Origin of the sequence: Afipia felis ATCC 53690 (genome assembly GCF_000314735.2) — a bacterium.
In the GTDB taxonomy this organism is placed as follows: Bacteria; Pseudomonadota; Alphaproteobacteria; order Rhizobiales; family Xanthobacteraceae; genus Afipia; species Afipia felis.
Genome location: NZ_KB375270.1, coordinates 782,029 through 806,320, shown reverse-complemented (window position 1 = coordinate 806,320; position 24,292 = coordinate 782,029). Strand labels below are relative to the sequence as shown.

Sequence of the window (24,292 nt, the reverse complement as noted above, 5' to 3'; positions counted from 1 at the left end):
CGCATCCGACGACATGAGATGGCCAGTTTGAATTTCCTAGCCTGAAACCGGGATGTCTGCGAATGACCCCACAAAACGATTCAGGAATTCTAGCTCTCGTTCTGCTGCTTCGGATGAACGGCGTTGCCGCCGAGGCCGAACAAATTCGGCATCGTATCGGAACAGATGACGTCGGCATCACGGAGATGCTGCGCTGCGCCCGAAATCTTGGCCTCAAAACACGGAGCATCAAGACGAACTGGACACGCTTGGCACGAACACCCCTTCCCGCCATCGCGTCGCTCGCCGACGGCAGCTTCCTGATCGTCGGCAGCGCTTGCGATGACAAGGTCCTTGTCCAACGTCCGCCAGGGCTACGGCCGGAGGTCATGAGCAAGGCTGTATTCGAAGAACTCTGGGATGGCCGCCTGGTTTTGATGGCGCGCCGCGCGACACTGTCCGATCTGTCGAGGCGCTTCGACATCACTTGGTTTCTCGGCGCCGTCCGGAAATATCGCGGCCTTCTGGGCGAAGTGCTCGTCGCCTCATTCTTCCTGCAAATATTCTCCCTCGTCACGCCGCTATTCTTCCAAGTCGTGATTGATAAGGTACTGGTTCACCGCGGTATCGACACACTCGAGGTCCTCGTCATCGGCCTTGTGACGATCGCAATGTTTGAAGGAATCCTCGGCACGCTACGCACTTATCTGTTTGCCCACACCACCAACAGAATCGATGTCGAACTCGGCGCCCGGCTGTTCCGGCACCTGATCTCTCTGCCACTCGCCTATTTCCAGAATCGCCGAGCCGGCGATTCTGTCGCGCGCGTTCGCGAGCTCGAGAATATCCGTAACTTCCTCACGGGCTCGGCGCTCTCCCTGATTATCGATCTCGCTTTCACGTGCATCTTTCTAATCGTGATGTTCGTCTATTCTCCGCTGCTGACTTGGATCGTGCTCGGCGCTTTTCCGTTCTACCTCGCGATCTCGGCCGCTGCGACACCGCTATTTCGCCGCGAACTCGACGAAAAATTCAAGCGCGGTGCCGAGAACCAGGCTTTTCTGGTGGAAAGCATCGTCGGCATGGAAACGCTGAAGGCGATGGCCGTTGAACCCCAGATGCAGCGCCATTGGGAGGAGCAACTCGCAAGTTACGTCTCTGCAAGCTTTCGCGTGCTGAACCTCGGCAATATGGCGAGCCAGGCAGTTCAGTGCATTAGCAAGCTCGTCACAGCCGCTGTCCTGTTTCTGGGCGCCAAGCTTGTCATCGAAGGCAATCTGACCGTCGGCGAGCTTGTGGCCTTCAACATGCTTGCGAGCCGGGTCAACGTACCCGTGCTCCGCCTCGCCCAGGTCTGGCAGGACTTCCATCAGGCCCGCCTCTCGATCGAACGGCTGGGCGACATTCTGAATACTCGCCCGGAAACGTCGGGCACACCCCATCGGGCCGCGCTCCCGCCAATCCGCGGTGAGATCACCTTCGAGCATGTCGACTTCCATTATCGCATCGACGGACCGACGATCCTGCACGACGTGCAGTTCCACATACCCGCCGGTCAGGTCGTCGGAATCGTCGGACCTTCCGGATCAGGCAAGAGCACACTCGCCAAGCTGATCCAGCGCCTATACGTGCCGGAAAGCGGACGCGTGCTCGTGGACGGCGTCGACCTCACCATGGTCGACACGGCCTGGTTACGCCGCCAGGTTGGCGTCGTTCTACAGGAAGACATGCTGTTCAATCGCTCCGTCCGCGAAAATATAGCGCTCGCGGATCCGGCCATGCCAATGGATCAGGTTATTCACGCGGCAACACTTGCCGGCGCACATGAATTCATTCTCCAGCTTCCCGAAGGCTACGACACGCTGGTCGGCGAACGCGGCTGTAGCCTGTCTGGCGGGCAACGGCAGCGGATCGCGATTGCCCGTGCTCTCGTCACCGACCCGCGCATCCTGATCTTCGACGAAGCGACAAGCGCGCTCGACTACGAGAGCGAGCGGATCATCCAATACAACATGCGCCGCATCTGCGAGCGTCGCACGGCCATCGTTATCGCTCACCGCCTTTCGACGGTCCGTCGTGCCGACCGCATCCTCACGCTCGAGCGGGGACGTCTGATCGAAGATGGAACGCATGACGAACTGATGCGAACCAATGGACGCTATGCCAGCCTCCATGACATACAGGCGGGACTCCATGACCTCCGTCAGAAAAATTATACCGTTCCCGGGACGACGGACATCCTCTCGCCGTTACGAGACGGCGTTCCTACCGGCAGCGCTTGAAATCATCGAGACTCCCGCCTCCCCCACGGCACGCGCGCTCGGCGCGACAATCATCGCGCTTTTCGGAATAGCACTGATATGGGCATCGCTCGGCACTGTCGATATCGTGGCGGTTGCACCCGGCAAGGTCATTCCCAATGGCCGCACCAAAATTATCCAGCCGTTCGAGGCTGGCGTGGTCCGCGCCATTCACATTCATGATGGTTCAACGGTTAAGGCCGGGGATGTGCTGATCGAACTCGACCCGACAATCAATACGGCCGATGTCAAGCATATGGAAATCGACTTCATCGCCGCGGAGCTCGATGTCGCGCGTCTTCAAGCCGCTCTCGCAAACCACGACAATCCGGTCGATGGCTTCGCACCACCTCAGGACGCCGCCAAGGATCTCGTCGAAACGCAGCGTCAATATCTGATAACGCAGACCCAGGAGCATCGCGCAAAAATCGCCGAGATCGACCGACAGATCGCACAAAAACGGGCGGAACGGGACACCATCACCGCCAACGTCGCCAAACTCGAAGCCACCACGCCCTTGCTTGAGGAGCGTACAAAGATGCGCGAGTATCTCTATGAGAACAAGCTTGGCTCGAAGATTACCTATCTGTCGGAGTTGCAAGACCTCGTCGGTCAACAGCACGAGACGCTCGTTCAGAAAAGCAGAGAACAAGAGACGAATGCGGCGATTGCCGCGCTCAACGAGACGCAAGCGCGGGCCAAGGCCGAGTACCGTCGCACCCTGCTCGACGATCTTGCAAAAGCAGAACAGAAAGCAGGCGGCCTCAGACAGGACGTCATCAAAGCGAAGCAGAAGGCTAAGCTTCAGATTCTTACAGCCCCGATTGACGGCGTCGTGCAGCAATTAGCGGTCCATACCATCGGTGGCGTCGTTACACCGGCACAATCACTCGCTGTGATCGTGGCGACAGATGGCGGCGTGGAGGTCGAGGCCATGGTGTCCAATCGGGATATCGGCTTCGTAGTCCCCGGACAAACAGCCGAAATCAAGGTCGATACCTTCAACTTCACACGCTACGGCCTGCTTCATGGACACATCATCAGCGTTTCGCGCGACGCCATTGCCCCCGAGAAATCGCGCACGCAGCCAATGCTACCGGAAAATTCGACAGATGAGCCCAAAACGCAGGAACTTACCTACGCAGCCCGGATCGCGCTCGACCGCACTCAGATGCAGATCGACGGCAAGCTTCTCCCACTCTCTCCCGGCATGGCCGTGACGGCGGAAATCAAGACCGGATCGCGGCGCATCATAAGCTACCTGCTTTCCCCGCTCGCCCGATACAGACACGATATCTTACGCGAACGGTGAGGTCTTTGCTGAATGTGGAAGAAGGCGTTCCGATCAAGATGCCGCTTTGAACATCAGGTCAAGCAGCCGCTGTGCGAGGGGCGACAGAATAAGACCTGTCCATGCCCCGAGAATGCTGGCCAAGAGATCCTCAATACTTGCAGTTCGCCCCACGATGAAAATTTGCGCCGTTTCGAGCGAGGCTGCACCGATAGCCAATAGAACGGCAAGAATGAGCCGCTGCCTGGGTGCAGGATAGCTTGTGCCAAGAAGGAAGCCCACCACAGCATAGGCTATAAAGTGTTCCTCGTGGTTACTCGGCAGAACGTGGGGACGGAAACGGCCAGGTACCAACGACAACACCACCACCGACAACACCGAAATCAAACCAATAGCCCTCAACGCAAGTTCTCTACTATTCCTTAGCATATACTTTCCGTTCTACCTTATTACTCATTCTGATCGCTGGACTGGCCCGGTCGTAGAGTCACCTCCACAACATCTCCAGGCTGAAGTTCGGATTCTTCATTCGTCCGAATGCGCATCTGACCTTTTTCACCCATCCTTATGACAACAATCTCGGGTTGGCTGCCGCCCCGAACGAATTGCGATCGAACAAGTGTCGCATACTGCAGTTTTTCCGATGTGCTTTGCAGCTTCGCCCGAACCTCTGCAAGCTTCAAATTGGCATCCTGCAACTCGCGGAGCAGGTCCATCCTACGTTGATCGTCGAGCTTCCCAAGCTGGCGCTCGAAATCACCCTGTTGCTGTTTGATCTGCATTAGTTGAGCTGATGTCTGCAACTTGCGGGTCGACGACATCAGCACCGCGCGACGGGAATCCGCAACGCGCGGACTTGGAAGCGCGCCTTTACCATAGAAATCCAGGGTCCTCTGCAACTCATCTATATCGGCCTGAGCCCCTTCGTCATCCTGCTTCTGCTGCTCTGTCAGAACCCCGATCTCTTTTTCTCCCAGTGCGACCGCATGTTGCAAGGAGGCCTTTTGATTATCGTAATCCGCCTGACGGGCTTTCAATTGCTCCGCCTCGACATGTACGATTTCGGAGATAGTCGATTGACTTAACGGCAAATTCTTGAGGCTGCTCTGATCGAGGCTCTTATCCTCTCCGAGCTCCGTCTTCAGACGCCAGACATGCGCCTGCTCCTTGGCGAACTCCGCCCATAAGGACTCATACTCGGCTCTCAGATCCGCGGCTTCGAGAACAGGGTTCTGCATGCGATAACGCATCAGCTCATAGCCGCCCGATAGAGCGACCGCCTGACGAACCGTCATCAACGGCCTGTAAGCATACTCACCGGGCTTGGAAACATCCCCATTGACGTATATAGGCCGATATTCCACGACAGTTGCCGTCACCTCGTCATGGTCGATCATAATCTCGTTGTCGCGCCCATCGGAGAGCCGCTGACGGAAGACCTTGGTGGCGAGGATCGCCTGAATTCTGGATTGGGCCTCCGAAGGCGTGAGGCCTGCGACCGGAAGATTTCCCAACATCGGAAATGAGATCGAGCCGTCCAATTGCACGGGAACGCGTTGTTTGAGCTCTGGCGCTCTTGCGACCGAAATCTCGATCACATCGCCGACATGCAACTTATACTCGGCCTTCGCCGGAGACGCTGCACATAACATTGCTGCTGCAAACAGCAGGAACTCGAAACAGAAGAGGCGTGCAACCTTGCGACATCCAAAGAAGCCGGGTTCCATTGACAATCGAGCCGTCGACATGATGCCACTCCTGTGTTGGCGGTCATTGACGCATTGAGGACTGCTTCGAGAACTCTTTCGGCCAGGACAATCGCGTGACGTAATCCGCGACTGGGCCACCAGGCTGCCCCCAATTGCTGGACCAGATCACCTGCGACCCGTCGGGCGATGGCGATGCGTGGGTCTCGCTCCAATAGTCATGCCTGGGATTGCGGGTCTGGGCGATCCGCCGGACCTCTCCACTCCCATCAATGCGGAGAGCAACCACCTCCTGGTAGAAGGGCGCCCAGTTTGGATGGGCGGCAATCTCGGCATAATTGCCGCCATAGCTCAGGAAGACCCATCCCGGCAGATTGATGTTCCGAAGCGACGCGTGCTGCCCCTCTCCGTAAGGCGCGAGGTCCGTAACCTTGCCGTCAATCAGCCGACGCTTGATGATGTGAAACTTGTCCGGATAGTCTTTGCTGATGCCGACGTAGACGTCACTGCCATCAGCATCGATCGTCATGTCGCCATGACCTGGACGATGATGATCGCTCCAGTACTGGAGCTGCGTGCCATCAACCGCAAACACATATCCGTGGTCAATATCCCCGGGCATTTTCTGAGAGCAGAAAATGTAACGCCCAGATGGAGAGATCGAACAATAGCCGTTCTTTCCCGGCAGTTTCGTAAGATCGATATCCGAAAATTTCGTCTTGTCTTGAATGTCATAGGCAAAGACTACAAGGGTCCCGTCGGCTGTCGTTGCGCGAACGGCCAGTCTTCTACCGTCTCGTGATGGGTTACCTTTGTAAGGCCCGAATTGGAGATTGCGGTAGCCATCTCCAGCGAAAACGATTGTCTTGATATCGCTCCGGGGATTCCAAGTATAAATTGCGCGGCTGCTGACACATATCATCAGCCGCGAATCCGTTGGATGCCACTCGCATTCATCTGGCGTCGAACGATGGAAAAGAGGAACGTAGGTCTGTCCATCCAGGAAACATAGCCCGAGGCAGCCGTTCGTGATCACCAGCAAGCTCTGATCGGCATTCCATGCCTGAGAGCTAGAGTACCTGTGCGTGCAGTACGCGGGCTTACAGACAACACCGCCGGGCATCCTCGCGCCTGGGTCTGTCACGCGAGTCACGGGCGTGCCAAACGCCGGGTCCCTCGCCTCCTGCAGATAGGCGACATTCGGCGCGGAAAGCGTCGGAAGAGCCTGCGCCGTCTTCAGATCATCAATGGCGAACGCCGAGACGTGCGACGCGCTCCATAGCAACGCCACATAGAACATTCCTCTTGCCGTCAGCGCGCACATCTCGCCCATGTTTATCCGATCAGCGAATTCGGAAAATCGAAGATGCCTCGTCTCTTCTCAATCGACGTCCAGAACGTACCTTTGGCTTCTTTCCTGACGTGCATCTACCATGAGCGGCAGAGGCTTCTTTCTCATCGCGCGGGAGGCAATGCCGCCATGCCCTTAGACTCTGGCCGGTTCACCACGATCGGAGGGGAGAGCGTCGAGCCGCTCTCGATTTGGCAAAGGGAGAATCCGCTGTTCATGCCCCAAATGGCTGCCTGTGTGCGGCTATGGACGCGTATCTTACGAAGGATCGACTTGACGTGAACTTTTACGGTTGCCTCCGAGATGGCAATTTTCCGCGCGATCATCTTGTTCGATCCACCTTCAATAATGCAGCGCAGGACCACTTTTTCCCGCAACGACAATTGCGGCATCGGGGATCCGCCAGCCGCTGCGATCAGCTGCTGCTCCAGATCTCCCTTGCATTCGCTTGCATCGACGTGAGAATTCGCACCGTTTCCATCGTTGGCCTGATCAAGAACGAATGGAAGAAACGCGGCCGGCAGGATTGTTTCGCCCAGCATCACAAGCTCTAGAAATTTGATGAAAGCAACCGACGTTGCTACATTGGCCAGGTAGGCGCTGACACCTGCGCGATAAACAGACGGGATATTGATCAATTGATTGGTGTTATCCAGCACCACGACGCGCCACATCGGATTTCGCGCCTTGATGAGCTTGATCTGATCGAGCACGGCATTCGAGCCATCGCCGGCATCGAGAATGAACAGAACGCAATCATGTAGGGCCACGGACTCCAGAACGATATCGTCGACACCCGTGATTGCATCCAGAACATTAAAATCAGCGGCTCCAAGAATACGACTAAGACCTTCGCGGAAAAGATTATTCGATCCGACAATGACGGTCGCACGCATGTTCGACTCCATAACTACGCCAACTTCTGACTGACTTCGTTCCCGCGTCGAAGCCGTCATTGGCCAACATCAACCAAGCGATCCAAGGATATAAATCCTAGTCTTGGTACAGCCTCCTAATCCCTCCGTTCCTGCCTGAGCGATTATTTTCTTCTGAAAACCCAGCCACTGATCAAACGTCCGAAATGGATCAGACCGTAATCCTTTTATGAAATGTAAATGACAATTCGCGGCATCGATATATATCGTTCGTTATGCGCGCGAGGGCTTCCGAAACGGCCCGCCCCCTGCCAACCCCTGCCCGGTCATGCTTAGGACTGTGATCGGACAGCCGGCCCTACCCCGAAAGAGTTAGGCTTTCTCCTGTTCTGTTACAGATTTTTGATTTGCCGGCTGGGCACAGATGTGGGAGCGTTTCCTGTTACGCTATTGCGCCTGAGGATATGCCTCTTAGGCCACATTTGTACTGAGTGGGGGGCACCCATTTCAGAGGTGTGTCATGCGTTGCGTTAGGGTCGTTATTGCGAATCGCAACCCTTTGGTTTCGCAGAGCCTCGCCAATTTTCTAAGTGCTGAAGGCAATTTCGAAGTCATCTCAAGCTGTGCCACGATTTCCGAATGCGTCCGGCTCGTCCAAGCCAAATCCCCCGACATCGCGATCATCGAACGCCTGACGTACAGCAAAATTCCGGGGCACGACATTCTAGCGAAGATCGCCTCAGCCTGCTCCTTCACACGTGTAGTCTTCCTCGCGGCATTATCCGAGCCGGACGACACATCCGTCAACGCCACTTACGACTTACCCCTCAAGGGATCAACATTGGCGCGATGCCTGGCACAGATCGCCGGTAGTCATGAGCCAGCGAATTCCACATCGCACCACAAGCCTCCATTGCGACATCAAAGCAAGGCAGCGCCTGTCGACACCCCAAACCAGCCCCACGCGTGTCTGACCGAGCGCGAACGCGAGATCATGCATCAGATATCCGCAGGGATTTCGAACAAGGAAGCCGCTCGCCGGTTGAACGTTTCTGAAGGTACCATCAAGCTTCACCTTCACCACATCTACCACAAGCTTTCCATCAAGAACCGCGCCGAGCTCGTAGCAATGGCAGTCACTTATTCCGGACCCGCTTGGCTCTTGGTTTGATACGAATCCAGAACGACACACACTGAATTCCAGATCTGGCACCCGAGTCACCAGCGCCAGACTGGCGATCTTTTGCTTGCGAAAGCAAGCATCGCGCGAATAGCAAGTGTCGCTGCAAACCCTGCGATCAACACACAGTCGAAGCTGCATTGCATACCCCGATATAGGTACTCCGTAATGCACCAGATCGGCATACCCTCCTGCTGATAGCATTGTCCCATCTCTATCTAACAGCAGTCATTTATCTGATCGGCAACCCCGCCATATACGGATGAAGCGAAGGCTGTAGCGACAGCGAGATGTAGCCACGCGTTGCAGGTGCGCTCCGATGACCGATGGATTTTCCTCTTATACCGAGAGCCAGGCCCGTGACCATACGTACCGGCCGAACATCCATTTGAAAGCGACGAATTGCAAAAAAGATAACGCCCGATCTTCCAGCCGCCGATACACAAAGCCACACCTCCTCTGCATCGGAGGCGAAGATCACAATTTGCGCATTCCATTCCTGCTCGCGCTCCGGGACCGAGGTTTTGCTGTCACTGCGGCAGGGACCGGCGACCCTACTCCCTTCGCCAAACATGAGATCGATTTTCATCCATTTCGGTTCGACAGGTTTATCAATCCGCTCGCCGACAGATCTGCGATCCATGCGCTGTCAAAGCTCATCGCGGAGGTTAAGCCAGATATTGCTCAAAGCTTCGACACAAAGCCAAACCTTCTGGTGCCCATCGCAGTCCGCAATCTGCCGGACGTTCACGCCATCCGCACGATCAACGGACTTGGCCAAATATATTCGTCGCGCTCTGCGACGGCCCTGACGCTCCGCCAGGTATTTCCAATGCTGCATCGTATCGCGGCGCGCTTCACCGCGATGACGATATTTCAGAATCGAGACGACCAAGCTTTCTTCGAAAGACATCGCATGATCGGGCAAGGTCAACGCCGGCTGATTCCGGGATCAGGCGTCGATGTCGAGGCTTTCGATGGGGCTCTTCTCGACAGCCCATCATCAGCCAAGATTCGTCGGCAACTGAAGCTGGATCGATCTGAGATCGTCATCACAGTTTCCCGAATGACTCGTCAAAAGGGAATCCCCACCCTTCTTGCTGCCGCGGCATTGGTGAACAAAGAGCGTCCCAGCGTCCGTTTCCTGCTTGTCGGCCCCCGCGCCAGCGAGGGATCGTCGGCCATCACACAGGCCGACCTCGATCGCCACATACCTTATGTGATCTCAACCGGCCAGAGATCGGACATTCCCGCCCTGCTCCGGCTATCCGACGTTTTCGCATTCCCGACAGAGTATCGCGAAGGCGTCCCGCGCGTCCTGCTTGAGGCGGCACTCGCAAACCTGCCCATCGTTACGACAACGATGCCGGGATGCACCGATGTGGTCATGGATCGATGGAGCGGATTTCTGGTGCCGCCACGAGATCCGCGCGCACTCGCCGAACGAATCCTGGAGATGTTGCGGGGGCGAGAGATTGCGCGTGTGATGGCCGCGCGCGCCGGGCAGTTGGTGCGACGAGAGTTTGGTCTTCAGCTCACGGCCGATCGATACGCCGAAGCATACGTTGCGACGATAAATCAGGCGCCTGTGTACAGGAGCCGAAACGGCGAAAGCGGAATTTCATTGCAGCAGGTTGGCCCATGATCCGTGATGCCTTGCTCGCTCTTGGTCTGATGCTGACAACTGCATCGCAGTTGCGGCCCGCGGGGCTACCGGTCGGGCCGGGCGAAGTCAGCCTGGTCATCTGGGTCGTTCTCATGCTTGGCAGCATGAGAAATCTCCTGCATTCAAAGATGACGCCTGCACTCTCCCGAATGCTCGTATTCTGGATGCTCTTCGTCATTTCGTTATGTCTTGGCTCGGCAACGGCGTTCGTGATTAGCGACATTCATGACCCGAACCTGTTCATCCACGATATTCTCGCATACGCGATCCTCCTCGCTGTAAGCCTTCTCTGCGCCGTCGGGCCGGATGCAGGTTGCCACATTCATCGTGTCGCATGGCTTTTGACACTGTTCAGCACCGCATTCCTGGGCGTTCAACTTCTTCCCGCTTGGGGCCTTATCACTATCCCGCATACGGATCCCTGGTACTGGGAACGATTCCGCGGCTTATCAGACAATCCGAACCAGCTCGCCATCTTCTGCGCGATCATCACGTTTCTCTCGATTCATTTTATCGAGCACATCGCAGGGTTCGGTAGAAAAGTCGTCGCCGCCATATGCACCGCGCTCTCTATCTATGTCGGACGGCTTACCAAGAGCGATACGTACGCAGTCATCCTGGTTACCGGGATTCTGCTTTTTGCGCTGTTAAAGCTCAGGACGTCGCTGATGATGCAGAAAGCCTCGGTCGGAAGAGCATTCGCGGGTATCGCCATTATCTCACTTCCGATCATCGCAGCCACGGCGTTCCTGTTTGCCAATCTGGTCGAGGCCGAAACATTCGACCTCATGATGAAAATGGCAAAGGGCACGCGCCAGGAGACATCGCAAACGGCGAATATACGTTTGAATGCATGGAGCAGCGCGATCGATCGCGGAATCGAATCCAGCATGCTGGGACTGGGACCTGGACCTCATATCGAGATCCCGCCTGTCCTCGTTGCCGCGAGACGGGAAGATACCGAGCCAAAATATATTGAGCACCCTCAGGTCAATGGTACGCCAAACTTCGAAGCACATAATACGTTTCTGGATCTTTTCACGCAGGGTGGTCTGATCGCAGTTCTGTCGTTCACCTGGCTTGTGGGAACGGCCTTCAAATCAGCCTATCACACGCATCTCGATGCATTAACGGCTGTAGTGTGGAGCATCATTGTCCTCAGCATGTTCCACCTTATTATTCGCCAACCGTTATTCTGGTTTGCGATGGCCTTTGCACTGATGGCTGGCGCAGATTCCCGCGCTTCGTCTCTCCTGTTCAACCGGAGCGAATGACATGTGTGGAGTTGCCGGCATCTTCCTTCATTCCCAAAAAGCCGACCCGCGCAAACTCGGAGTGATCGCGCAGATGACTGCAACTCTGCAGCATCGGGGCCCCGACGCTAGCGGCACCTGGATCGATACAGAAGGCGGCATCGCCCTGGGCCATCGACGGCTCTCGATCGTGGATCTTTCGGAGGCCGGAAAGCAGCCGATGCTGTCTAGTAGCAAGAATCTCGTCATGAGCTTTAACGGCGAGGTCTACAACTTCGAGGAGTTGCGACGAAAATTGGAGGCGACCGGGCATCGTTTCCGAGGCCACAGCGACAGCGAAGTGATGCTGGCGGCGTTCGAGAGCTTCGGCATTGAAGCGTCTCTGCCGCAATTTTCCGGAATGTTTGCCCTTGGTGTCTGGGATCGGCGAGCTCGTACTCTGCACCTCACGCGCGATCGCATGGGAAAGAAGCCTCTGTACGTTGCCATCGTCCCAGGCGGCATTGTATTTGCGTCCGAACTCAAGGCCATCCGATCCTACCCCGGATTTAACCCGAGAATCGATCGCAATGCGATTGCCATGGTTCTGCGACACGGCTTCATCCCCGATCATAGTTGCATCTGGGAAGGGGTTTTCAAGCTTCCCCCCGGCTCTATCCTCTCGGTAACCGCCGACGACCTGAAGAACGGCTCCGTGTCCCATCTGCGTCACCAAGTCCGGCGCTGGTGGCAACTCGCTACAATGGCGGAGGAAGGTCAGCAGAACCTCCTTACCGCAAGTCTGGCGGATCTTGAGTCCGAACTCGATCAATTGCTGCGCGAGGCTGTTCAGCAACGCATGAAAGCGGACGTTCCGTTCGGTGTATTTCTATCCGGCGGGATCGACAGCTCGATGATTGCTGCGCTGATGCAGGCACAATCGCAGCAGCCTATTCGTTCATTCACGATCGGATTTTCTGAATCCAGCTACGACGAAGCACACCACGCCGCGATGGTGGCACGGCATTTCGGCACGGAGCACACTGAATTCAGGGTCACACCAAGCGAAGCCCTCGCCGTCATTCCGGACATTCCACAAGTGTGGGACGAACCATTCGCGGACGAATCGCAAATACCGACATTACTTCTGTCCCGATTGGCAAGGCAGCACGTCACGGTCGCACTATCGGGCGACGGCGGGGATGAATGCTTTGGTGGGTACTCCCGCCATATCGCGATGGCACGTCTGGCGCTTCTCTTCAAAATTCCAGCAAAACTGCGCCACATGGCGGCTTCAGCGTTTCACATACAGAGGCCCGAGAAATGGGAAAGATGGCTAGGAAAACTGCCTGTCTCAGAGGACATGCATGAGCTTCTCGTCGAGGAAAATCTGGAAAAGCTCGCGCAGGTACTCAATGTCACGGATAGTCGCGAACTCTATCACCGGCTCATGAGTTTCTCCCGCGCAAGTCAAATAACGCCATTTGGACTAATTGAGAATGAAGACATCCCGAATCTGCCTGACGCAGCATCACGTATCATGTACTGCGATACAGCCAGTTATCTCGTCGGCGATGTTCTTGTGAAGCTCGACAGAGCAACCATGGCAGCGAGTCTTGAGGCACGTAGCCCGTTCCTCGATCACCGCGTGGTCGAATTCGCGTGGCGGCTGCCGACCGCCATGAAGATTCGTAACGGGCAAGGCAAGTGGCTGTTACGACAGGCCCTGCGTCGCTACCTGCCAGAATATCTCTTCGAACGACCCAAACAGGGCTTCAACGTGCCAATCGGCCTGTGGCTCCGTGGACCTCTGCGCGACTGGGCTCAAGGATTGCTCGATATACGCCGCATCCGTGACGATGGCTTCATCGATTCCAGAAGCGTCCAGGCATCCTGGCAAGAGCACCTGACCGGTCAACGCGACCGCTCGCGCTATCTATGGTCTGTCCTCATGGTTCAATCCTGGCTTGATGCGAACCGCTATGCGTGTCCGTCACTGCCTGTGGTGGATCCACCTGAGTTGAAATGTCATGTGGAGGCTGAGTCATGAACTGGACGCATATCGATAGGGATATTGCCTACAGGATCGCCTCTGACATTCAACCGATCCGCAACATTTATAACGCCAAATACGGCCAGCCCGGCGACGCGCAAGCCGCTCCCGGGCCTTACCTGATTGAACTACTCGACACGTTACGACGGCGCCGAAGGCTTATCCTCACCGTCGCGTTCTGCGGAACCCTTCTGGCATCAGCAGCGGCGTTGATGATCGCACCGAAGTATACAGCCGCGGCCCAGATCATTGTCGAACCTACTCAGGGAGCCAATAGCCCCTCTTCTTCGCCCGCCTCGGATGATTCGGCCATCGATACGCACGTCAAGCTCCTGACATCGCACGACCATCTTCAGCGTGTCGTTAAGAGTTTGCTGGCTGATCCGGAATTCATCGCGGTCGCGAAACGGTCCGGCGCGGCCGTCGCCCCCGCGGTCATGAAACCACCTCCTGCGTCACCAGTGATCGAGGCAGAAACGTCGTGGGTTGGCGAACTCAATCGCCGCCTTCACATCTGGATCGGAACCCTCTTTAGAGATCGCCACGGAGCGATCATCGATATCGAAGATCTTGAGCGGTATCTGCGGGTCGCGCAGGAAGACCGCTCTCGAATCATTGTTGTTCGCTATACGTCCCGAAGCCCTGAGGAATCGGCAATCGTCGTCAATAAGGCTGTGCAATTATACATCGACAGTCAGAACGACCAGAAATCGAAGTATACATCGCGTGAACTCGCGCTACTTCGTGATCGAATTGCTGAAGCACGTAACGCTGCTACGCAGAGTGCGACAGCTGTCCAGAAAGAAGCCCGGGGGCCGACCACGGCTTCGCAGGATCAAAGCAGCCAGGCAGCGCAGGATTCCAACACGCGAATCCGCGAACTTGAACGTGAAGCAGCCGCAAGCGCATTGATATACTCCAACTTACGGAGGCGAGAGAGGGAAATTCTCGACCAGCGAGGGGACATCGGATCGATCGCTAGAATTGTTTCTCTCGCCACTCCGCCGAACCAGCCTAGTTCTCACAATCCGATTTTGTTCATCCTCCCAACCTTGATCATCCTTCTCATAGGCGGAAGTTTCATTGCCGTTATCAAGGAGCAAAGCGACAGAGGTTTGCGCAGCGAGCAAGACGTCAAGGATACACTTGGAATCCCTTGCGTCGGCTTCATCCCCAGATTGTCCGATATTCGAAATGTGAAACCACATCAGCATATGCTGACCGAACCTTTCTCCGCCTACACTGAATCCATCCGCTCGGTTGTCGGCGAATTGTGGCTCACAACGCCGCAACGTGCACCGCGAACCGTTTTAATCAGCTCAAGCGTTCCTGGAGAAGGAAAGACAACGGCAGCCGTCAGTATTGCCGTCTGCGCCGCATCGCTTGGCCGACGGGTACTGATGATCGACCTTGACTTCAAGCGACCGTCCGTCTCGCGCGAGCTTGGCAACAGCACTGCCGGAGAAATCTTCGATGTTCTCCTGCGCAATCAATCTGCGGCGGACATCACCACGCATATTCCTGATCTCGGAATCGACTATCTTGCGATGCCAACGTCTCCGTTGGATGCCTTGCCGATTCTGTCCGACCAGCGTCTTCCGCTTCTGCTGAACGAACTGAGCAAGACTTACGATAGCATTATCATCGACGGCCCCCCCCTTCTCGGAATTATCGAATCGCGACTGCTTGCACCGATGGCCGACAAAGTCGTCTTTGTCGTCAAATGGGGAAGTACACGACGCGAGGTCGCACAGAATGCGATCAGCTTGCTGCGAGCCCCCAATCGTCGCGGTGATGGAATCGACATTCCTCTCGCCCTGCTGACGCAGGTCGATCTAAAAATGCACGCGACTTATCGCTATGGCGACGCAGGCGAGGCGCTGGTGACATACGAAAACTATTACTCACGCTCGGCTCAATCATGATCGCAACAAAAGGCACGTTTTGCGGCGAAACCAGTCACCATCAGTAATGCTCTTGAAATCGGAGCGATTTCATCATGAGGCTGATCAACATCCAGAGAGAACTTGAATTGACGGCGCAACCGCCCGCGGATGGCGCAATCTCCCTTGTCTTTCTGGCGGTCCTCGAGTGTTTTCAGAAAGCCAGTATCTCCTACTGTTTCTGGAAAAGCAGCAGAAGCATTTATTCCGTTTTGACCGGCGAAGGTGACCTCGATCTTCTTGTCGCGCGTAAAGATCAGCACCGCTGCGAAGCTATCCTGCTCGAATGCGGCCTGAAGCTCTTTCCGTCGGTTCCCGGTCGGGATGACCCCGCCATTCTCAGTTTCCTTGGCCACGATAACGCCATCGGGCGACTGATGCACGTTCACCTGCATTTCCGTCTGGTATCAGGCGAGCGGCTCCTCAAGAATTATCGCCTTCCTTGGGAGGACGTGATCCTTGCACGCTCGATCCAGCACTCGGCTTTCCCCATCAGGATACTCGATCCCGCCAGCGAAGCGTTCTTGCTGATCGTCCGTGGTTGCCTGGAGTTACGACGTCGCGATCCGGTCACGTGGCGGCACTGGGCCTCCACGACGCAGAAATTCTCCCTGGACCGAGCCGCTCTTGCTTCCCGCCTCGACAACGACGCACTTTGCAACCTTGCCATCAGCCTTACGAACGAACGCCTTGCAGGCGAACTCGTCGAAGCGTTTCACGATAAGGCGCCACTCGAGAATCAACGAGTACTGGGACGCCATCTTGAGAAATTCCTGACGCCTTATCGGATGTACAGTGCGATCGAGGCCCGTCTGCGGACAGCCATCCGGGCAGCTCATTGGACTATCGGTGGCCTTAACAAGAACTTTCTTTATCTGCCTCGGCCATGGAATCGTCGTGCGCCGGGCGGAGGCATTATCGTCGCCATCGTCGGCGTCGATGGCAGCGGAAAATCGACCGTTGTGGCCAAGATCCATGAATGGCTAGGATCGGAAATCGACACCATTCCGATGTATTTCGGCACGGGAGATGGCCGACCATCGCTTCTTCTACGTCCATTCAAGATGATGCTGCCGCTCATCGTAGGTGCCCTCAAAACGCGGCCGAAGGGGGCCTCCCACGGCAAGATATCAAACCAGAGGCCTGGCCTTTTCTATGCTACGTTTCTCACAGTCTGGGCGCTGGTTGTCGCAAGGGAGAAGCGAAATAAGCTGATGTCCGCACGGCGCGGGGCCGACCGTGGGCTGGTCGTTCTGACAGACCGCTACCCCCAAAGCCAAACGCTCAGCTACAACGATGGCCCTCTTCTCAATCGCATTCCTCGCGCACCACGCTGGCTACGCCGCCTTGAAGCATCCGCGTATTTTCTCGCGCGACGCCTACCACCGGATCTCGTCATCAAGCTGCAGGTCACGCCCGAAACGGCGCTATCACGCGAGCCGGATATGGACCCGTCGATTGTTCGGGATCGCATCGAGACGTTGCGACACCTTACCTTCGAGGCAAGGCATGTCGTGACCATCGACGCCGAGCGGCCGCTACCCGACGTCATACGTCGGATCAAGTCCGAGATATGGGATCTACTGTAGGCCTTTCACGGAGATCGCGCATGATTGTCGAGATCTTTGGCCCACAAGGCGTTGGCAAAACAACCTTTGCCCGCGCACTTGCCGCTGAACTTCAGAACCAGCATCAGACGGTAGATCTTGTTCTCAGTTACCGGCCGGCTGAGCGACTACCGCCGAATTCCCACAAGCATCCGATATTCGCGCCAACTGCGGCCGTCGCGATCCGCCTGGCGAGGCCTGTCATAGAACTTCTGACAATGACGTTTCATCCGCTCGCCTATCGTAACGATCTTAGCACGGCATCGAGTCTGTTAAAGGCGCTGCCACCCAAAAATTTTTTTTCGTCAATCAGACTGAGCCAATACATTCTTCGTCTGTCCCATTCCTGGCACATGGCTTCTCGATCTAACCACATCACATTGTTTGATCAGGCTTTCATCCAAGCCGTATGCTCGCTTGCACTGTCTCACCCTTCGGCTGATGAAACGCTGATTGCACGCGCACTCGACGAGATTCCGAAACCTGATCTGCTTATCAAACTCGATGCATCTCCCGATATTTTGGCCGCACGGCTGCACAATCGGCAACGCTTCCAGGGTCTCATTGAGCGCATGCTCGAGGTCGACCCGGACACGAACACCGAAGAGAATCCGGTTTTTGAGCAGCTCCTCAGCCTTATTCGAAAGCGAGGTCAGGCAGTCACTTGCGTTAATTCATCAGATCCGCGCTCGCTTGACGATGCGGTGAGAAAGATTGCCGAACAGATCAGAATCAAAGCCCACGCGCCATATCAAACACCCCATGCACTTTGGGGAAACCTCTCAAGCGAAAGCCTCCCGCATGTTTGACAAGGTGCTTGGCAGCGGATCGATCCGGCGCGTGACCCTTGGCGGCATCGCCGCACTTACGGTCTACGTCGCAGGCGCCGGGCTGACCGCATGCTCACAACTCCTGATCGCGCGGATCGTCGGCGCTGAGACCTTTGGTGTCTACGCTTACGTTCTCGCTTGGGTCACTGTGCTGGCCTACTTCTCCGCGCTTGGCTTTGACATCGCACTCTTGCGCTTCGTGTCCGCTTATCGTGCCAATCAGGCATGGAGCCTGCTACGCGGTGTTATCCGATATTCGGAACAACGCATGGCGGTTGCTGGCACGCTCATCGTTTTGGTCGGCGCGATCGCGGTCATGATTCCGAGCGGCGAGATATCTCCAGAACTGAGAGACACCTTTCTTGCGGGATTCATTCTTGTTCCGATCTGGGCGCTTTTATGGATTCGAAGCTCGATCGTACGCGCATTCGGCGGCGTCCTATCGGCCGTGGTGCCGGATCGCATGATACGCGACGGCGCACTGATCTGTATCGTCGTGCTCTTGAGCCAGGTGTTAAAATGGCACCTTGATGCCCCCCTCATCATGATGGCGACTCTTGCCAGCACAACGGCGGCCCTCATCCTTGCAAGCCTCGCGGTCCGGCGGCTACATCCGCAAGAGATCGATGGGATCGCGCCAAGCTACGATATCCCGATCTGGCGAAAAACCATCCTGCCGCTCGTGGCGATTGCAGCCACCGAAGCGATGCTGAACCGTTGCGGTGTGCTTGTGCTCGGCTGGGTCGGCCTGACCAAGGAGGCCGGCATCTACGCGATCGCGTTCAGCATTTCGTTCCTAGTCGCTCTGCCACGAACTGCAGCCAACACTTTGCTCGCACCTACGATTTCCGACCTCTTTGTCAGAAAGCAGCATCATGCGCTGCAAGTCCTGACTGCCAGGATCGCCTTATGGACGCTCTGCGGCGCTGCTCTCAGCGCGCTTGCGCTTTCCGTTATTGCAGAGCCGCTTCTAGCCTGGTTCGGTCGAGCCTATGACGCGGGCGTACCTGCATTACATATTCTTCTCCTGGGTCAAGTCCTCGCCGCGAGTTGTGGATCGCAGTTATCGATCCTGACCATGACCGGATGCGAGCGGATCGCAGCCCTCCTTCTGATCCTGAGTGCCCTCTTCAATCTTCTTCTGAGCGCAGCTCTTGTCAGCCAGCTAGGGCTCATCGGCGCAGCGATCTCAGCAACGATCACACTCGTGATCTGGAATATCGCAATGGCAGCCTTTATCTGGCGCCGCCTGGGACTTCTGCCGAGTCCTATCTTCATGCTTCAATCCGCCTTCAGGGCGAAAGGAGCACCAGCATGATGCTGCCGCTGTTTACAACCCGAGCTCAAGCCGCATCCCGTCATAGCCCGGCACCACACCGGCCGGCAGTCTGGCCCACACGGCCTCGTAATCGACGTCTGCGTGCATATTGGTGATAACGGCGCGCCGCGGCTTGAATCGCTCGATCCAGTGCAGCGCATCGTCGATACAGAAATGGCTAGGATGCGGTGTGTAGCGCAGGCCGTCGACAACCCACAGATCGAGGTTCTCGAGCGCGGCAAAACTATCGGGCGGGATGCCGTTGAGGTCGGGTGTGTAGGCGGTGTTGCCAATGCGATAGCCCAGCGCCGGAATATTGCCGTGCTCGACCCAGAAAGCGGTCAGGGTGATCGGACCGCCCTTTCCGTGGATCATATGGCTTTCGCCGGCCTCGATTGAGCAGCGATCCAGGATCGGCGGATAGTCGCTGCCGGGCGGCGACTGGAAACAATAGGAGAATCTCTGGTCGATGTCCTTGGCAGTGGACTGATTGAAGTAGGTCGGAATGCGCCGTTTCTGGTGCAGCACGACGGAGCGCAAATCGTCGATGCCGTGGGTCTGGTCGGCATGCTCATGGGTCAGGAACACGGCGTCGATATGATCGACATTGGCGTCGATGAGCTGCTCACGCAGATCAGGCGACGTGTCGATCACCACACGCGTGAGGCCGTCCGCGCTGACACGCTCGACCATCGCCGAACAGCGGCGACGGCGGTTCTTCGGATTCAAAGGATCGCACGCGCCCCAGCCAAGCGCAGGACGCGGCACACCGGCCGACGATCCGCAGCCAAGAATGGTGAAGATGAGGCTCATGCGGTGGCGTTATCCAAGCGCGGAACTTTATTGAAGAACCGAAAAAAGTTTTCCGTGGTCTGGCGGGAGATTTCATCAAACGACAGACCCCGCAATTCAGCCAGCGCCTTTGCCGTCTCCGTGACGAAAGATGGCTCATTGCGCTTTCCGCGATATTTTCCCGGCGCAAGGAAGGGCGCGTCGGTCTCAATCATGATGCGGTCGAGTGGGATTTCCGCCGCGACGTCGCGCACATTCTGTGAGTTCTTGAAGGTGAGAATACCGGTGAACGAGACGTAGAGGCCGTGAGCAACAGCCTTTTGCGCCAGCGCCAATCCGCCCGTGTAGCAATGAAGAACGGCGCGGAAGGCCCCCTTCTCCATTTCCTCGTCGAGAATACGGCCGCAGTCCTCGTCGGCCTCGCGGGTGTGAATCACGAGCGGCAAGCCGGTTGCGCGCGCCGCCGCGATATGGGTGCGGAAGCCGCGCGCCTGCGCTTCGGGCGATGAGTTCTTGTAGAAATAATCGAGCCCCGCCTCACCGAATGCCACAGCCTTGGGATGATGCGACAGCGCGATTAATTCCTCGGCCGGTATCCCATCTTCCTCGTCAGCCTGATGCGGATGAGTGCCGACCGAAAAATAGACGCTCGGATAGCGCTCGGCGATCGCGCGCAACCCATCGACGCGCTTCACCCGTGTCGAGATGGTAATGATACGCTTGACGTCGGCCGACTCCGCGCGCGCCACCACGGCATCGAGCTCATTGGCATAATCGGGGAAATCGAGGTGGCAGTGACTGTCGACGAGCATCAGCTTTTGGCCGCGGGATCGGTGGGTTCAATGTACCGAGGGAAAACCGGCGCAGGCGGCGGAAGTTGCGTGCCAGGTGTAAGGCGATTTGCAAGCGCCGCGAAATCGCGGGCATCGGTCGGAACAGCAAGGATATCGAGCATCTTCGCCATCGCACCTGGCATCACGGGTTGAGCCAGAATGGCTATCTGGCGCACGACTTCGGCGGTCACGTAAAGCACCGTTTTCTGCCGCGCCGGATCGGTCTTGGCCAGAGCCCAAGGCGCTTCGCCCGCGAAGTAGCGGTTGGCCTCGGCCACCACGGCCCAGATCGCATTCAGCGCGACATGAATTTGCTGCGTCACCATTGCCTCGCGCGCCTGCGCGAGCATGGCGTCGGCCTGCCCCATGATGGTCTTGTCATTATCGCTGAACGCGCCCGGCTCCGGCACGATGCCGCCATGCTGCTTGCCGATCATCGACAGCGAGCGCTGCGCGAGATTTCCGAGATCGTTGGCGAGGTCGGCATTGGTGCGTGCGACGATGGCTTCGTGATTGTAATTGCCATCCTGCCCAAACGGTACCTCACGCAGGAAGAAATAGCGCATCTGGTCGACGCCGTATTGATCCGCCAGCACGAACGGATCGACGACGTTGCCGACGGACTTCGACATCTTCTCGCCGCGGTTGAACAGGAAGCCGTGAGCATACACGCGCTTCGGCACCGGAATGCCCGCCGCCATCAGGAACGCAGGCCAGTATACCGCATGGAAGCGGATGATATCCTTGCCAATGACGTGCACGTCGGCCGGCCAGTATTTCCAGTTGGCGTCGTTCTCATCGGGAAAGCCGATGCCAGTGATGTAGTTGGTCAGCGCATCGACCCACACATACATCACGTGCTCGGGATCGTTCGGTACCTTGACGCCCCAATCGAAGGTAGTGCGCGAAATCGACAGATCCTTCAGCCCGCCTTTGACGAAGCTGACGATCTCGTTGCGACGCGAGTCCGGCCCGATGAAATCGGGCTGGCTTTCGTAGAGTTTCAAGAGCTTGTCCTGATAGGCGGAGAGCTTGAAGAAGTAACTTTTCTCTTCCACCCACTCCACCGGTGTGCCCTGCGGCCCGCGGCGCACCTTGTCTTCGCCGACGACGGTTTCGTCCTCGGCGTAATAGGCCTCATCGCGCACCGAGTACCAACCCGCGTAGCTGTCGATATAGATGTCGCCGTTCGCCGCCATTCTCCGCCAGATTTCCTGCGTCGAGGTATGGTGCGCTGGTTCGGATGTGCGGATGAAACGGTCGAAGGAGATGTTCAGCCGCTGGTCCATCTCCTTGAACCGCTCCGCATTGCGTGTGGCGAGTTCGGCCGGCGTCATGCCTTCCTTCTGCGCGGTCTGAATCATCTTCAGCCCGTGCTCGTCGGTGCCGGTCAGGAAGAACACATCCTTGCCATCGAGCCGCTGGAAGCGCGCAAGTGCATCGGTCGCAATCGCCTCATAGGCATGGCCGATGTGCGGAGCGCCGTTCGGATAGGCAATCGCGGTCGTGATGTAGAAGCGAGAGCGGGATGAAGTCTCTGCATTCGCCATGCGTGCGAAGGCCTTTCATTAAGTGCGGTCGGGATGATCCGGCGGGTTCATGCGGACGCTTCGGCGAGCCATCCAAACACAGAAAACACCAGCGGTTTTCGTTCCAGATTGAATGATTCCGTTTCGCGGGCGGCCTTGCCTATCTTTTCCCATACCTCGGCAAACCGTGCAAGGCGCGGTAAATTCGACTGTAATTCGTCTGCGCGCAGCCGCTCCGACAACCATCTTTCGACCGTTTCCACGAAAGTTCGCAGCGCCACACGGTCGTTCAGCGGCAGCGCGTCCCCAAGTGCATGCAGCGCGCGGTGATCGAGCCGTGGCAGCGTATCGAGCAGGGCCGAGGTGCGCTGCTGCAATCCCAGTGCCTCGCCGCCCATCAGTGTCAGCGTATGCGCCACGCTGCCGTCGGCGGCCTCCGCCGCTTCACGCAATTGCGGATCGGTCACGTCGAGCCGCAGCGCTTCCGCCGCTGCGGCGACAACCTCCTCCACGGCCAGTGGCCGCAGCACCAGCTTGCGGCAACGCGACTGGATCGTCGCCAGCACACGCGAGGGCATGTTGCTGACGAGCAGAAATAGCGAACGAGACGGTGGCTCTTCCAGAATCTTGAGGAGTGCGTTGGAGGCGTTGGCGTTCAACTCGTCGACAGTGTCCACGACGCAGACGCGCCATCCGGCTACTGCCGCCGTCGAACCGAAAAACGAAATCGTCTCGCGCGATTCATCAACCGTGATGACGCTGCGCATCACACCCTTGTCATTCGTGCTGCGCTCTAGCGTCAGTAGGCCTCCATGACTACCTGCCGCAACCTGCCGCGCAACTGGGTGCGGGGTGTCGACCTGCAGATTGGCCACCTGCTGCACATCCTGCGACGACGGATCTGGATGCGCGAGTACAAAGCGCGCCATGCGATAGGCCAGCGTCGCCTTACCGATGCCCTGCCCACCACCGATCAGCCAGGCATGCGGAATCTGACCGCTCTTGTAGGCGGTCAGCAGCGCAGCCTCCGCCGCCACATGACCGTGCAAAGATGTCGTCTCGCGCGGATGCGGAACGGAAAGCACGTCTGCCTGCGAAGCTCGCGTGCTCATGCGCCTGCTCCAACCGATACACAGGTCGGAAGCCGGTCTTGCAGCGCCCGCCAGATGCGCTCCGCCACTTCGGCCGGCTCATTGTTGGCGTCGATCACAACGCAGCGCGCGGAATTTTCCTCCGCAATCTTTCGATAAGCGTCACGCAAGCTCTCGTGGAAAGAGAGGCTCTCTCCCTCAAACCTGTCGGCCACCGCTCTGCCGCGCCGCTTAATCGCCCGCTGTAAGCCCACGGCGACGGGCACGTCCAGAATGAACGTCAGATCGGGCTCCAATTTGCCGATGGTGGCATGCGTCAGCGCCCGGATGAAGGCGGCATCGACCTTCCCGGCCGCTCCCTGATAAGCCGCCGTGGAATCGGTGAATCGGTCGCACAGCACCCACGCGCCCTTTTCCAGCGCGGGCTTGATGACCTGATGCACGTGATCGTCACGCGCAGCCGCAAACAGCAACGTCTCGGCATCCGCGCCAAGCAATTTACCGACGCCCGACAGTAGAAGATGACGGATGATCTCCGCGCCCGGCGACCCGCCCGGTTCGCGCGTCACGAGAGTTTCGATGCCTTCGGATTTCAAGTGGTCCGCCAGCATCTGGATCTGGGTAGACTTGCCAGAGCCTTCGCCACCTTCAAATGTGATGAAGCGGCCGATGACGTGCCCTTTGCGAGGTGCGGATTTTTTGGCGCGTTTCGCCAT

At 57.2% G+C, this 24,292-nt stretch carries 19 protein-coding genes; 10 read left to right on the top strand and 9 right to left on the bottom strand.

Annotated features, from left to right (window positions below; genetic code table 11):
- Positions 1-62 precede the first annotated feature (62 nt).
- Both HMPREF9697_RS03995 and HMPREF9697_RS03990 read left to right on the top strand, forming a co-directional pair.
- Positions 63-2,261: a type I secretion system permease/ATPase gene (locus tag HMPREF9697_RS03995; protein ID WP_002715869.1), complete on the top strand. Its 2,199-nt coding sequence runs from the start codon at positions 63-65 to the stop codon at positions 2,259-2,261.
- A complete protein-coding gene (locus tag HMPREF9697_RS03990) occupies positions 2,152-3,591 on the top strand; it encodes an HlyD family type I secretion periplasmic adaptor subunit (RefSeq protein ID WP_347329431.1) in 1,440 nt (479 codons plus the stop codon). The genes HMPREF9697_RS03995 and HMPREF9697_RS03990 overlap by 110 nt, the downstream gene beginning before the upstream one ends.
- Positions 3,592-3,624: 33 nt before the next feature.
- On the opposite strand, the gene HMPREF9697_RS20095 is transcribed toward HMPREF9697_RS03990, so the two are convergent.
- The 4 genes from HMPREF9697_RS20095 to HMPREF9697_RS03970 all read right to left on the bottom strand — a co-directional run bounded on the left by HMPREF9697_RS20095 (position 3,625) and on the right by HMPREF9697_RS03970 (position 7,523).
- On the bottom strand, positions 3,625-3,972 hold the full coding sequence (locus tag HMPREF9697_RS20095; protein ID WP_157223241.1) for a VanZ family protein: 348 nt from the start codon (positions 3,970-3,972) through the stop codon (positions 3,625-3,627).
- Between the two features lie 47 nt (positions 3,973-4,019).
- Positions 4,020-5,318 (bottom strand): polysaccharide biosynthesis/export family protein, encoded by a 1,299-nt coding sequence (locus HMPREF9697_RS03980; protein WP_002715866.1) that lies wholly within the window; start codon positions 5,316-5,318, stop codon positions 4,020-4,022.
- A gap of 22 nt (positions 5,319-5,340) precedes the next feature.
- Complete coding sequence (locus HMPREF9697_RS03975) at positions 5,341-6,609, bottom strand: YncE family protein (protein WP_002715865.1); 1,269 nt, start codon at positions 6,607-6,609, stop codon at positions 5,341-5,343.
- 122 nt (positions 6,610-6,731) lie between these two features.
- On the bottom strand, positions 6,732-7,523 hold the full coding sequence (locus HMPREF9697_RS03970; RefSeq protein ID WP_002715864.1) for a LuxR C-terminal-related transcriptional regulator: 792 nt from the start codon (positions 7,521-7,523) through the stop codon (positions 6,732-6,734).
- A 499-nt stretch (positions 7,524-8,022) separates the two neighbouring features.
- Here HMPREF9697_RS03970 and HMPREF9697_RS03965 point away from each other — a divergent pair, with 499 nt between their 5' ends.
- The 8 genes from HMPREF9697_RS03965 to HMPREF9697_RS03930 all read left to right on the top strand — a co-directional run bounded on the left by HMPREF9697_RS03965 (position 8,023) and on the right by HMPREF9697_RS03930 (position 19,331).
- Positions 8,023-8,673 (top strand): response regulator transcription factor, encoded by a 651-nt coding sequence (locus HMPREF9697_RS03965; RefSeq protein ID WP_002715863.1) that lies wholly within the window; start codon positions 8,023-8,025, stop codon positions 8,671-8,673.
- 328 nt (positions 8,674-9,001) lie between these two features.
- The gene (locus tag HMPREF9697_RS03960; RefSeq protein ID WP_002715862.1) at positions 9,002-10,327 is read left to right on the top strand and encodes a glycosyltransferase family 4 protein; all 1,326 of its coding nucleotides are present in this window, start codon (positions 9,002-9,004) and stop codon (positions 10,325-10,327) included.
- Complete coding sequence (locus tag HMPREF9697_RS03955) at positions 10,324-11,622, top strand: O-antigen ligase family protein (protein ID WP_002715861.1); 1,299 nt, start codon at positions 10,324-10,326, stop codon at positions 11,620-11,622. The genes HMPREF9697_RS03960 and HMPREF9697_RS03955 overlap by 4 nt, the downstream gene beginning before the upstream one ends.
- A gap of 1 nt (position 11,623) precedes the next feature.
- Entirely contained in the window at positions 11,624-13,630 is a 2,007-nt protein-coding gene (gene asnB, locus HMPREF9697_RS03950; RefSeq protein WP_002715860.1) for an asparagine synthase (glutamine-hydrolyzing), read from the top strand.
- Positions 13,627-15,558, top strand: coding sequence for a polysaccharide biosynthesis tyrosine autokinase (locus tag HMPREF9697_RS03945; RefSeq protein ID WP_002715859.1), 1,932 nt, complete (start codon positions 13,627-13,629; stop codon positions 15,556-15,558). Before asnB ends, HMPREF9697_RS03945 begins: the two co-directional genes overlap by 4 nt.
- A gap of 74 nt (positions 15,559-15,632) precedes the next feature.
- Positions 15,633-17,165, top strand: coding sequence for a nucleoside/nucleotide kinase family protein (locus HMPREF9697_RS03940; protein WP_002715858.1), 1,533 nt, complete (start codon positions 15,633-15,635; stop codon positions 17,163-17,165).
- Between the two features lie 20 nt (positions 17,166-17,185).
- A complete protein-coding gene (locus tag HMPREF9697_RS03935) occupies positions 17,186-17,992 on the top strand; it encodes a nucleoside/nucleotide kinase family protein (protein ID WP_002715857.1) in 807 nt (268 codons plus the stop codon).
- Entirely contained in the window at positions 17,985-19,331 is a 1,347-nt protein-coding gene (locus HMPREF9697_RS03930) for an MATE family efflux transporter (RefSeq protein ID WP_002715856.1), read from the top strand. Before HMPREF9697_RS03935 ends, HMPREF9697_RS03930 begins: the two co-directional genes overlap by 8 nt.
- Before the next feature lie 12 nt (positions 19,332-19,343).
- Here the strand turns inward: HMPREF9697_RS03930 and HMPREF9697_RS03925 are convergent, their stop codons facing one another.
- From HMPREF9697_RS03925 to tmk, 5 genes are read right to left on the bottom strand one after another with little or no spacing between them, the layout of a single operon-like run.
- The gene (locus HMPREF9697_RS03925; protein WP_002715855.1) at positions 19,344-20,144 is read right to left on the bottom strand and encodes an MBL fold metallo-hydrolase; all 801 of its coding nucleotides are present in this window, start codon (positions 20,142-20,144) and stop codon (positions 19,344-19,346) included.
- Positions 20,141-20,935: a TatD family hydrolase gene (locus HMPREF9697_RS03920; RefSeq protein ID WP_002715854.1), complete on the bottom strand. Its 795-nt coding sequence runs from the start codon at positions 20,933-20,935 to the stop codon at positions 20,141-20,143. The genes HMPREF9697_RS03925 and HMPREF9697_RS03920 overlap by 4 nt, the downstream gene beginning before the upstream one ends.
- Complete coding sequence (metG, locus tag HMPREF9697_RS03915; protein WP_002715853.1) at positions 20,935-22,506, bottom strand: methionine--tRNA ligase; 1,572 nt, start codon at positions 22,504-22,506, stop codon at positions 20,935-20,937. Before metG ends, HMPREF9697_RS03920 begins: the two co-directional genes overlap by 1 nt.
- Positions 22,507-22,553: 47 nt before the next feature.
- The gene (locus HMPREF9697_RS03910; protein WP_002715852.1) at positions 22,554-23,597 is read right to left on the bottom strand and encodes a DNA polymerase III subunit delta'; all 1,044 of its coding nucleotides are present in this window, start codon (positions 23,595-23,597) and stop codon (positions 22,554-22,556) included.
- Positions 23,594-24,292 (bottom strand): dTMP kinase, encoded by a 699-nt coding sequence (gene tmk / locus HMPREF9697_RS03905; RefSeq protein WP_002715851.1) that lies wholly within the window; start codon positions 24,290-24,292, stop codon positions 23,594-23,596. The genes HMPREF9697_RS03910 and tmk overlap by 4 nt, the downstream gene beginning before the upstream one ends.